The following is an 11,267-nucleotide window of genomic DNA, read 5'->3' as shown; positions in this document are numbered from 1 at the left end:
ATTTCACCCGCGCCAAGGGCAAGGAAGTGATGGAAGGCTTCATCAAGGCCGAAAATGGCGGCGCCGACATCTGCGCGGTCTATGCCCATAATGACGACATGGCGGTGGGCGCCATCCAGGCCATCAAGGATGCCGGCCTCAAGCCCGGCAGCGACATCAAGGTGGTGTCCATCGACGGCGTGCCCGATATCTTCGCCGCCATGGTGGCCGGCGAGGCCAATGCCACGGTGGAACTGACCCCGAACATGGCCGGCCCCGCCTTCGCCGCGCTCTCGGCCTACCTGGCCGATGGCACCGAGCCCGAAAAGCTCATCATCACCGAATCCAAGCTCTATACCCCTGCCGATAATCCGCAGGGCGAGTATGACACCCGCAAGAGCCTGGGGTATTAATCGAGTCTAAAAGGGTCCGCCGGATTTTCCGGCGGGCCTATCGCTGCGAAAAGTCGAAAAAGGCGAAGCGGAAGACCGGGGGAGACTGGCATGGCAGACACCGAATACGTGCTCGAAGCGCGCGGCGTCCTCAAGGTCTTCGGCAATCACACGGCTCTCGACCACGTCGATTTCGGTTTGCGGGCGGGCGAGGTGCACGCCCTTCTGGGCGAAAATGGCGCCGGAAAATCCACCCTCATCAAGATCTTGACCGGGGCCTATCGGCCCGATGGCGGCGGCGTCTATGTCGAGGGGCAGGAAGTCACGCTCGACAATCCTCTTCACGCCCAGACCCATGGCATCGGCACGGTCTATCAGGAGGTCAACCTCCTGCCCAACCGTTCCGTCGCCGAAAATCTCTTCCTCGGGCACCAGCCGCGCCGTTTCGGCCTGGTCGATTTTCGCCGCATGGAGGCCGATGCGCGCTCGCTTCTGGCCAAATACGACCTGCATATCGACCCCGCCAGCGAGTTGGGCGCCCATTCGGTGGCGGTGCAGCAGATCGTGGCCATCGCCCGCGCCGTGCAGCTTTCGGGCAAGGTGCTGATCCTGGACGAGCCCACGGCCAGCCTCGACCGCAACGAGGTGGACCGTCTTTTCGAAGTGGTAGGGGCGCTCAAGGCCCAGGGCCTTGCCATCATCTTCATCACTCATTTTCTTGACCAGGTCTTTGCCATTTCCGACCGGGTGACGGTGTTGCGCAATGGGCGGCTGATCGAGACGCGCACTCTCGACAGCCTGAGCCGCACCGATGTGGTGCGGCTGATGCTGGGCAAGGACATTGCCTTTTCCGGCGCCACCGATGTCGAGCCAAGCGAAACGCTCGACGAGGTGCTGCTCGAGTTCAAGTCCTATGGCCGTCGTCGCAGCGTGCAGCCCTTCGATCTCACCATTCATCGCGGCGAGGTGGTGGGGGTGGCCGGCCTGCTCGGCTCCGGCCGCACCGAAATGGCGCGCATCATGTTCGGTGCCGATCCGGCCGATCAGGGTACTCTCAGCGTGCGGGGTGCGCCCGCCTCGATCCGCCGCACCACCGACGCCATCGGCCATGGGTTCGGCTTCTGCCCGGAAGACCGCAAGGCCGAGGGTATATTGGGCGATCTCTCCGTGCGCGAAAACATCGTCATCGCACTCCAGGGCAAGCTCGGATGGTTCCGCGCCCTCAACCGCGACGAGCAACTCGAAATCGCCGGCCGCTTCGGCGAGACCATGGATATCCGCGCCGCCTCGCTCGACATGCCGGTAAAGCTCCTCTCGGGCGGCAACCAGCAAAAGGTGATCCTGTCGCGCTGGCTCGCCACCGACCCCGCCTTCCTCATTCTCGACGAGCCCACGCGCGGCATCGATGTGGGCGCGCATGCCGAAATCGTGCGCACCATCAACCGGCTGCGCGAGGACGGCATGGCCATGCTGGTCATTTCCTCCGAACTCGACGAGGTGGTCGCCTACAGCTCGCGCATCGTGGTCATGCGCGATCGCGAAATGGTGGCGGAGTTGCGTGGCAAGAACATCAATCCGGGCATCATCGTGCAGGCGATTGCCAACCATCCCGACGAGGCCGTGGCATGAAGCGCCTGCCCCTTGAAAAACTGGCCAATCCCCAGCTTCTGGCGCTGCTCGCCGTACTGCTGGTCAACTGGCTGCTCTTTCCCAATTTCTTCCGCATCACCTGGCAGGACGGGCGCTTTTTCGGCAGCCTGATCGACGTCATCAATCGCGGTGCGCCGGTGGCGATCCTGGCAGTGGGCATGACCGGGGTCATCGCCACCAAGGGTGTCGACCTATCGGTTGGCGCCATCATGGCCGTATGCGGCGCGGTTGCCGCGACCATGGTAGTCGCCGGCTATCCCACGCCAGTCGCGGTGCTGGCGGCGCTGGCGGTGGGTCTTGCCTGCGGCCTCTGGAACGGCTTTCTCGTTGCGGTGCTCGACATCCAGCCCATCATCGCCACCCTGGTGCTGATGGTGGCCGGGCGCGGCATCGCCCAGCTCATCACCGAAGGCTCCATCGTCACCTTCAACGATCCGGCGCTGATCTTCATCGGCACCGGCTCCTTCGCCGGCCTGCCCATGGCAGCGGTCATCGCCTTCACCCTCATGGTGCTGGTGACGCTGCTGGTGCGGCGCACGGCCATCGGGCTGTTCATCCAGGCTATCGGCGTCAACCGGGCCGCCGCCTCTCTCGCCGGCATCCACAGCCGCATGCTGCTGATGCTGGTTTATGCCCTTTCGGGGCTCTGCGCCGCCATTGCCGGGGTGATCGTGGCCGCCGACATTCGCGGCGCCGATGCCAACAATTCCGGCCTCTGGCTTGAGCTGGATGCCATCCTGGCCGTGGTCATCGGCGGCACCTCGCTTCTGGGCGGGAAATTCTCCGTTCCACTTGCCGTGGTGGGCGCGCTCATCATCCAGGCGATGAATACCGGCATTCTGGTCTCCGGTTTCCCGCCCGAGTTCAACCTCATCGTCAAGGCGGGGATGATTATCCTCATCCTCATGCTCCAGTCGCCGCTGGTCGGCAATCTGCTGGGCTTCTTCAAACGTGACCCCAAGCCGGCGAATCCCAAATGAAACGCAGTCTCCGCCCGCTCGCGGCCACGGCCGTCATTTTCCTCATCGCCTATGCGATCAGCGTCATGCAGTTCCCGGGCATGCTCTCGACCCGTGTGCTGGGCAATTTCCTCACCGACAATGCCTTTCTGGGCATCGCCGCTGTGGGCATGACCTTCGTCATCATTTCCGGCGGCATCGACCTGTCGGTAGGGGCGGTGATCGGCTTTACCGGCGTGCTGGTCGCCGTGCTGATAAGCTGGCTCGGCTTTCATCCCCTTTTCGCCTTCGTTATCGCGCTGGGCGTGGCGGGATTGTTCGGGGCGGCCATGGGGCTCACCATCCACTATCTTCAGGTGCCCAGCTTCATCGTCACCCTTGCCGGCATGTTCCTGGCGCGCGGGGGAGCGGCGGTCATCACCCAGGATTCGGTGCCGATCAACCACGAATTCTACCGCACCATTTCAGACCTCATCATCCGGCTGCCCGGCGGGGGGCGGCTGAGCTTCATCGGCCTTTTGATGGTCGCGGTTTTCCTTATCGGCGCCGTCATCGCCCATCGGACACGCTTCGGCTCCTATGTCTATGCGCTGGGCGGCAATCCGGTTTCGGCCGAGCTGATGGGCGTGCCGGTGGCGCGCACCACCGTGCAGATCTACATGTTGTCCAGCATGCTGGCCGCCCTGTCGGGAATCGTTTTTTCCCTTTATACCTCGGCCGGCTATCCGCTGGCGGCGGTGGGCGTGGAGCTCGACGCCATCAGCGCGGTGGTCATCGGGGGCACGCTGCTCACCGGCGGCTATGGCTTCGTTTTGGGTACCTTCATCGGTGTCATGCTGCTGGGCCTGGTGCAGACCTACATCATCTTCGATGGCACGCTGTCGAGCTGGTGGACCAAGATCGTGATCGGCGCATTGCTGTTCTTGTTCATCGTCTTGCAGCGCATCATATTTGCGGCCTCCGCTCCCGGAGAAGAGTCGCCCGAGAAAGTCTGATATGATCGAAGCAGGTAGCCTTATTCGCTCCCTTTCCGGGCGACCTGCGGCGCGCAATTTCCATACTTTCGTCATCAACGAGATCGGCCACGCCATCGTCACCGGCCGCTTTCCCATCGGCTCCATCCTGGCCAATGATGCGCAGATGATGGAAACCTACGGCGTGTCGCGCACGGTGCTGCGCGAAGCGCTGAAGACGCTGGAGGCCAAGGGGCTGGTGGAGGCCCGGCCCAAGGTGGGCACCCGCGTTTCCCCTGCCAGCCGCTGGAGCCTGTTCGACCCCCAGGTGCTGTCCTGGCATTTCTATGCCGCCCCCGATGCCCAGTTCTACGAGAGCCTGTTCGAGGTGCGCCGGGCACTGGAATTGCCGGCGGCGAGCCGGGCGGCGCGCCGGCGCACCTCGGAGAATATCCGGGGCATGAAATACTGGCTGCACCAGCTCGAATCGGCCAATGGCGACCTGGAAAACCATGGCATTGCCGAGCTGGAAATCCACCGCATCATCGCCGAAACCTCGGGCAATGCGCTGATGCGTTCGGTGACGGGGCTGGTGGAGCTGACCCTGGCGCTGGCGCTGCGCCAATGCGCGCAAAAGGGCGAACACGGCTATCTCGAACGCTCTCGAGCCGCTTTGACCAAGCTGGTCGAAGCTATCGCCAATAGTGACACGGAAGCCGCCGCCGCCATTGTCGGGGAAGTCATCGATCTCGATGAGGAGCGGGTGCTGACCGCCCTGCCCAGCGCCGAAAGCGCTTAGCTGATCTGGGCCAGCGCCGCTGCCATGGCGGCCTCGTCATAGCCCAGTGCGGTAAGGGCGGCGGCGACGAGGCCGGCCCGGTCCAGCCCGGCTTCCGCATACATGTCGGCCTGCGTCGCGTGCTCGACGAAATTGTCGGGGATCATCAGCGGCCGCAGCCTCAGCTTGCCGTCGAGCAGGCCATTGCGGGCGAGGAAAGTGGCGACATGGCTGCCGAAGCCACCGACCGAGCCCTCTTCCACCGTCAGCAGCACGTCGTGGTCGCGCGCCAGCCGGGCGATTAGTTCCTCGTCCAGCGGCTTGAGGAAGCGCGCATCGGCGATGGTGGGGTTCAGGCCCAGCGCTGCCAGCCGGTCGGCCGCCGCCAGAACCTCGCCCAGCCGCGTGCCGTAGGAAAGGATGGCGATGGTGCCGCCCTGGCGCAGGATGCGGCCCTTGCCGATGGCGAGCTTTTCTCCGCGCGCCGGCATGTCCACGCCCATGCCGTCGCCGCGCGGATAGCGGAAGGCGATGGGGCCGGTGTCGTAAGCGGCGGCAGTGGCCACCATGTGGCGCAACTCGGCCTCGTCGCCCGCCGCCATCTGCACGATGCCGGGGATGGCGCCGAGATAGGCGGCATCGTAATTGCCGGCATGGGTGGGGCCATCCGCCCCGACATAGCCGGCCCGATCGATGGCGAATCGCACCGGCAGGCCCTGTATGGCCACGTCATGCACGATCTGGTCGTAGGCGCGTTGCAGGAAGGTGGAATAGATGGCGCAGAAGGGCCGCATACCCTCGCTGGCCAGCCCCGCCGCGAAGGTCACCGCATGCTGCTCGGCAATGCCGACGTCGAAGATGCGATCGGGATGGATCTCGGCGAATTTGTCCAGTCCCGTGCCAGAGGGCATGGCGGCGGTGATGGCGACGATGCGCGGATCGGCATCGGCTTCCTGGATGAGGCTTTCGGCAAAGACGCCGGTATAGGAGGGAGCGTTGGACGGCGCCTTGGCCTGGGCGCCGGTGATGACGTTGAACTTGGAAACGCCGTGATACTTGTCGGCCGAGTTTTCGGCCGGCGCATAGCCCTTGCCCTTGCGTGTCACCACATGGACCAGGATGGGCCCGGTCTCGGCGTCGCGCACATTCTCGAGCACCGGCAACAGGTCCTCCAGGTTGTGCCCGTCCAGCGGGCCGACATAGTAAAAGCCCAGTTCCTCGAACAGCGTGCCGCCGGTGAAGAAGGAGCGGGCGAATTCCTCGGTCTTGCGTACCGGCTCGTGCAGGAAGGGAGGCAGGCGGGACACCAGCGTCTTGGCCGCCTCGCGCGTGCCGCGATAGACCGGCCCGGAGACCAGCCGCGCCAGATAGCTGCGCAGCGCCCCGGTGGGCGGAGCGATGGACATGTCGTTGTCGTTGAGGATGACGATGAGGCGCGCATCCATGGCGCCGGCATTGTTCATGGCTTCATAGGCCATGCCGGCCGACATGGCCCCGTCCCCGATCACCGCCACCACGTTGCGCGGCTGGTTCTGCAGGGTGCTGGCCACCGCCATGCCCAGACCGGCCGAAATGGAGGTGGACGAATGCCCCGCCCCGAAGGGGTCGTATTGGCTTTCGGCGCGGCGAGTGAAGCCGGACAGGCCGTCCTTCTGCCGCAGGGTGCGGATGCGGTCGCGGCGGCCGGTGAGAATCTTGTGCGGATAGGCCTGGTGGCCGACATCCCAGATGATGCGGTCATGGGGAGTGTCGAACACGGCATGCAGCGCCACGGTCAGCTCCACCACGCCCAGCCCCGCGCCCAGATGCCCGCCGGTCACCGACACGGCATCGATCATCTCGGCGCGCAATTCATCGGCCAGCGCTTGCAGGTTCTCGCGCGGCATGGCGCGCAGGTCGGCGGGGCTGGCAATGGTGTCGAGCAATGGTGTGGCGGGCTTGTCGGCCAAGCTGGCTATCCTTTGCCAAGAAGGCTTTGCGTCGGGAGCGCGACAAAACGAGAAGGGCTCTGGTTTCGTTCCTTAAGCCTCGAACCGGTGCAATGCAACCAGCATGCGCCCCTGCGGCAAATCGAGGCCGCAGGTTTACGGATCGGCACCAGGCGCGGTCATTTGGCGGAGAGCGCCACCGGTTGGATGGCGGCGAATTTCGCATGCGGCAGGCCGGTGGGAAAATCGCCCACGCCCATCACCGGCACGTAGCGGCCCATCTCGGCGGTGGGGTCGAAATCGGCCTCGTCATGATCCCAGATGGTGGCGAAATGCTCCGAGGTCATCGCCACCGGCGTGGTGAAGATATCGGCCACATGCTCGAAGTCGGGCGCGATCAGGTCAGGTCTGCGCATGGGGTCGTCGGCCGGACGGCGGGCGATATGGGCGGCCAGCGCTGCCGCCACGGTTTCATTTTGTCGGGTGGCGCTGAACGTGCTGTCGAAAAGCGTGCTGAGACCCCGGTTGGCCGGTTGGGCCGGCAGCGCGGCGCTACGCAGGCCCACGGCGCCGGTGACGCCATTGAACCCCGGCACGCCCGGCAGGCGCAATGCCGGCGCGGCAGATGCCGGATCGGCATTTCCCGGACGCAATTGCGGTGAGGGCGGCAGGTAGGCGGCGACCGTTTCCGTCTCCGCAGGTGCTGACATGATGAGGCGGGGTTGGGGCGTGGGCGCGGTCAGGGCGGCCAGCGCCGTCACCGCATCGCCGCTGGGCAGGGCGGCGGATGTTGCCGCCTGCAAGGCAGCTGATTTGATGGCGGGCACTGGCGCCAGCACTGGCGTCACCATCTCATCGGGGCCGAGCGGTGCGCTGCCGACGCTGGAAAACGGAATAGCGACAGGGCCGGCGGCCTGAACCACGGGCGTAGCGGTGATGCCGCCCAGATTGGCAGGCCTTGTGGCGGGCATCGGCGCCATGCGGGGCGTGGCGGCTTGCGGCGTGGCGGTGGCAATCTCCACCGGGGCCGGAGTAGCCGGGCTTGCGGCCGGCTGGCCGGACGTGGATTTGTCGTTATTGCCGAAGAACAGGTCCATCAGCGTGCGGCCGCTGCCGCCGCTGTCGGCGACCTGGGTGCCCGAGCGGCCGGTGCCGCAGGGATAGGCATGGCATTTCTTCCATTCGGCCAAGGCGAGCTGATAGCCCTCCTGCGATAGCGGCTTGCCATCGGGCGGCAGATGCATGGTGCGCCCGTCGGGAAAGATGTCCTGCAACTGCGCCCGCGTCATGCGCGGCCAGGCGCGCACCGAGCCGACATCGAGGTGTACGAAGGGGCTGCCCGAAGTCGGATAATAGCCCACTCCGCCCACCTGCTTGCGCATGGCGGCGGCGCGCAACTTGGTCAGCGGCACACCGGGAATGAAGAAGTCCATGGCGGTGCCGCGCATATGCTGGCTGTTCTCGGCCACGCCCGAGGAGGTTTCGCGCAGCATGGCGTTGGTGGCGGGCGAGCGGTAGGCCGACACCACGTTGACCGGCTGGGTCGCGCCCACTTCCTGGTAGACTTCCCAGACCAGGTCAAAGAGGCGCGGATCCATCTTGGCCGGCTCGTTGCGGCGCCAGTCGCGCAGGAACTGGTTTAGCTCACTCAGGCCCGACTGCACATATTGCCCATTGCGCTTGAAGACGATGCGGGCCGTCTCCTTGGTGTGGGTGTAATAGAGATAGAGCGCGCGCTCGCTGGCCGCGGCCGCCGGCAGCACGGCCAGCGGCAAAAGGACGGTGATGCTCACAAGGGCAGCCAGAAACAGCCGCACAATATGGTGTCGTCTCAAAAGGAAGTCCCCGTCACGCCAAACACTGTCCGGTTCTTGCCAGTCATCGCAGCAGGTTAGCGCAAAACATCATCGAATTGATTAACGCTAACGAAAACCCAACCGGCCGGTGCCGTTCCCTTCACGCTCCCGTTATTAAAGCCAAAACCGGGCGCAACCAAGGCGAAATTGTAAATGCGGCGTTAAGAGCGGCTCAGGGAGAGAGCTCATTGGCCGCCGGTTCTGCCTCGGCGATGATCTGCGGGGCGATGGCGGGACGGTCCAGGCCCATGGCGGCGATCTGGTTGGCATTGTGTCCGTAAACGTCGCCGAAGGAGCGCAATTGGCCTGCCTCGTCGGCCCAGAGGGTGAAATAGGCCAGATGCACCGGAATCTGCGTCTGCGGGTTCACCCAGCGTTCGGAGGGTCCGAACATGGCCTCGAGCGAGGCGCGCGAGATATTGGGCTCGTTGGCCATCAGCGCATCGGCGAACTCCATGGGGTTCTGCACGCGTACGCAGCCATGGCTGTAGGCGCGGAAGGCACGCGAGAACAGCGATTTGGACGGGGTGTCGTGCAGATAGACGTCGTGCTTGTTGGGAAAGAGGAACTTGATCTGTCCCAGCGCATTGCCGGCGCCGGGGCGCTGGCGCACGCGGAAGGGGAAACTACTGGCGCTCACCTGTGTCCAGTCGACCTGCCAGGGGCTCACCGGATTGCCGTTATAGAGCAGATCCATGTTCTGCTTGTCGATATAGCCCGGATTGCGCATCACGGCCGGCGCGATCTCACCCTTGATGATCGAGCTGGGCACGTTCCAATAGGGATTGACCACGATATGGCGGATATTGTCCGAGAACACCGGCGTCTGGTTCTTGGGCGTGCCGACCACGACGCGGGTGGTGTAGGCTTCGGCGCCGTTCCGGTTGATGGTGAGGCGGAATTCGGGAATGTTGACCAGAACGTTGAACGCGCCCAGATCGCGCGGCATCCAGCGCCAGCGCTCCATATTGGCGATGATGTCGGCACGGGTCACCGGCGCGCCGCCATTGAGCGCGGCCAGCGTCGCCGGCCCCATGACCCCGTCGACATCCAGGCTTTCGGCGCTCTGGAAGCCCTTCACCGCCACCACCAGCGCCTCGTCATAGACGAGCCCGTCCGTGGCGGGAATGCCCAGCCGGAGGCGCAGCGCGGGAACGCGCGGGTCGCTCATGCCGGGGCGCAGCGTCGGGCCGGCATCGATGGAAACCGGCTTGTCCGCCCCTTGCTCGCCGAAATGGGCCAGCGCCGTCCTGAGCGCGAGAAATTGCGGATGGGTGGGATTGAGCGCATCCAGCACGGCCGCCGGATCATCGCTGCCGGCCAGCTCGATCAGCAGCGCCGCGCTGTCCAGCGACTTGGGCGCGATGTCGAGCATCGGGCTGATCGAGCGGGGATCGACGCGCCCGGTATAAAGATGGGTGGCATAGCGCAGCGTTGCCGCCGAAAAGGCGGTCTCCAGCCCCGCCATGCGCAGGGAATCGCCCCTGGCCGCCGCCGGGTCGAGATCGGGCGTCAGATAGTCCTGTGGGCGCAAGCCTTCGCTCTCGGCCGCTCGAAACAGCGCCATGATCTTTTCGGCCACCGGCGAGAAGCTCACCGTGCCGTCGGGCGCCTGGGTGAGCCAGATGGGCTCGAAATGGCGGTTGCCATAGAAGAAATACAGCCTTTGCGCCTCCTGATAGGCGGCGCTGTCCTTGGTGGCGGCGTAATAGCTAGCCGAAAGGCCGCTCTTGATGGTCTGGGCCAGCGGCGTCTGCGGCGGCGCAATTATCACCGGTCCGGCAGCGAGCCCCGCCACGTCCTGCTGGGCCAGGGCTGGCAGGGGGGCGCTGCCCGCAGCGGCCAGAACGGCGATCACCCCGACAAACAACCTGTTCATTCACTCTCCATGCACGGCAATGCCGAACCGCACGATCCCCCCGTCCCGGATGGACTCGGCACGTCCCTCCGCAGGAGAAATCATTACTACGCATTCCTTAACAGGAACGATAAGTCGCGATTTCGTGAGGGGATTTGCCACCTGTCTTGTTGCCCAGATGTCACGGAAATGTTGGCGAAAGGTCACCTTAATGAGAGGGAACCGTCAACAGCCCGGCCTAGATGTCGCCCCGCCCAAAGGCAATTCCATCGGGAGACAGGCCCAAATGACACGCATCCGGCTGCGCACCGCAGCAACCACCATCGCAGCGCTTGCGCTGGTCACGGCCCCGGCCGTGGCCCAGACCAAATTCGAATTCTGGTACGGTCTCTCCGGCGACCTCAGCGAGCGCATCCAGGACATGTGCAAGACGTTCAACCAGTCCTAGAGCGACTTTGAGATCGTCTGCGTCAGCCAGGACAATTACGACAACAACCTCCAGAACACGATTGCCGCCTATCGCGCCAACAAGCAGCCGACCGTAACGCAGATCTTCGACGCCGGAACGCTCGACCTGATGCTGAGCCAGGCCTATCTGCCGGTGCGCGAGCTCATGCAGGCCAATGGCTACGATATCGACTGGAACGATTACGTCTCCGGCGTCGCGTCCTATTATTCCACCTCGGGGGGCGAACTGCTCTCCATGCCGTTCAATTCTTCAAGCGCGGTGATCTACTACAATCTCGACGCTCTGGCCAAGATCGGCTTCGACGGCGTTCCCCAGACCTGGGAGCAGGTGGAAGACGCTGCCCGCCGCATGAAGTCGGCCGGCTATGACTGCCCCATCGCCTTCGATCCGGCCGGCGCCTGGCAGTGGTTCGAGCAATTCTCCGCCATCCACAACCAGCCCATCG

General features: G+C 64.6%; 10 protein-coding genes. 7 read left to right on the top strand and 3 right to left on the bottom strand.

Features of this window, described 5'->3' with window-relative positions:
* The 5 genes from VDP82_RS07650 to VDP82_RS07630 all read left to right on the top strand — a co-directional run.
* Nucleotides 1-392, top strand: a 392-nt coding sequence (locus VDP82_RS07650) for a substrate-binding domain-containing protein (RefSeq protein ID WP_323014262.1), incomplete at its 5' end; no start/stop codon positions are given.
* A 90-nt stretch (nucleotides 393-482) separates the two neighbouring features.
* Nucleotides 483-2,000 carry a sugar ABC transporter ATP-binding protein gene (locus VDP82_RS07645; protein ID WP_323014261.1) on the top strand — a complete coding sequence of 506 codons (1,518 nt, stop codon included), beginning with the start codon at nucleotides 483-485 and terminating at the stop codon, nucleotides 1,998-2,000.
* Entirely contained in the window at nucleotides 1,997-3,001 is a 1,005-nt protein-coding gene (locus VDP82_RS07640; protein ID WP_323014260.1) for an ABC transporter permease, read from the top strand. The genes VDP82_RS07645 and VDP82_RS07640 overlap by 4 nt, the downstream gene beginning before the upstream one ends.
* Nucleotides 2,998-3,975 carry a galactofuranose ABC transporter, permease protein YjfF gene (yjfF, locus tag VDP82_RS07635; RefSeq protein WP_323014259.1) on the top strand — a complete coding sequence of 326 codons (978 nt, stop codon included), beginning with the start codon at nucleotides 2,998-3,000 and terminating at the stop codon, nucleotides 3,973-3,975. Before VDP82_RS07640 ends, yjfF begins: the two co-directional genes overlap by 4 nt.
* 1 nt (nucleotide 3,976) lies before the next feature.
* Nucleotides 3,977-4,732 carry a FadR/GntR family transcriptional regulator gene (locus tag VDP82_RS07630; RefSeq protein ID WP_323014258.1) on the top strand — a complete coding sequence of 252 codons (756 nt, stop codon included), beginning with the start codon at nucleotides 3,977-3,979 and terminating at the stop codon, nucleotides 4,730-4,732.
* On the opposite strand, the gene dxs is transcribed toward VDP82_RS07630, so the two are convergent.
* From dxs to VDP82_RS07615, 3 genes are all read right to left on the bottom strand, one after another.
* A complete protein-coding gene (dxs, locus tag VDP82_RS07625) occupies nucleotides 4,729-6,660 on the bottom strand; it encodes a 1-deoxy-D-xylulose-5-phosphate synthase (protein ID WP_323014257.1) in 1,932 nt (643 codons plus the stop codon). The genes VDP82_RS07630 and dxs overlap by 4 nt on opposite strands.
* A gap of 158 nt (nucleotides 6,661-6,818) precedes the next feature.
* Nucleotides 6,819-8,432 carry a DUF882 domain-containing protein gene (locus tag VDP82_RS07620; RefSeq protein WP_323014256.1) on the bottom strand — a complete coding sequence of 538 codons (1,614 nt, stop codon included), beginning with the start codon at nucleotides 8,430-8,432 and terminating at the stop codon, nucleotides 6,819-6,821.
* A gap of 235 nt (nucleotides 8,433-8,667) precedes the next feature.
* Nucleotides 8,668-10,374, bottom strand: a complete 1,707-nt coding sequence (locus tag VDP82_RS07615; RefSeq protein WP_323014255.1) for a L,D-transpeptidase family protein — start codon at nucleotides 10,372-10,374, stop codon at nucleotides 8,668-8,670.
* A gap of 265 nt (nucleotides 10,375-10,639) precedes the next feature.
* Between VDP82_RS07615 and VDP82_RS07610 the strand changes: the two genes are divergently transcribed.
* Entirely contained in the window at nucleotides 10,640-10,801 is a 162-nt protein-coding gene (locus tag VDP82_RS07610) for a hypothetical protein (RefSeq protein WP_323014254.1), read from the top strand.
* 129 nt (nucleotides 10,802-10,930) lie between these two features.
* Nucleotides 10,931-11,267, top strand: a 337-nt coding sequence (locus VDP82_RS07605) for an extracellular solute-binding protein (RefSeq protein WP_323014253.1), incomplete at its 3' end; no start/stop codon positions are given.

The sequence above is a fragment of the Devosia sp. genome, assembly GCF_034675085.1.
In the GTDB taxonomy this organism is placed as follows: Bacteria; Pseudomonadota; Alphaproteobacteria; order Rhizobiales; family Devosiaceae; genus Devosia.
The sequence above is the reverse complement of the archived record's forward strand: the minus strand, read 5'-3'. Positions and strand labels throughout refer to the sequence as shown.

Coding starts and splice junctions, on each gene's coding strand:
- yjfF (WP_323014259.1), top strand. CDS start 2,998: ATGAAACGCAGTCTCCGCCCGCTCGCGGCCACGGCCGTCATTTTCCTC.
- VDP82_RS07630 (WP_323014258.1), top strand. CDS start 3,977: ATGATCGAAGCAGGTAGCCTTATTCGCTCCCTTTCCGGGCGACCTGCG.
- VDP82_RS07610 (WP_323014254.1), top strand. CDS start 10,640: ATGACACGCATCCGGCTGCGCACCGCAGCAACCACCATCGCAGCGCTT.
- VDP82_RS07645 (WP_323014261.1), top strand. CDS start 483: ATGGCAGACACCGAATACGTGCTCGAAGCGCGCGGCGTCCTCAAGGTC.
- VDP82_RS07615 (WP_323014255.1), bottom strand. CDS start 10,374: ATGAACAGGTTGTTTGTCGGGGTGATCGCCGTTCTGGCCGCTGCGGGC.
- VDP82_RS07640 (WP_323014260.1), top strand. CDS start 1,997: ATGAAGCGCCTGCCCCTTGAAAAACTGGCCAATCCCCAGCTTCTGGCG.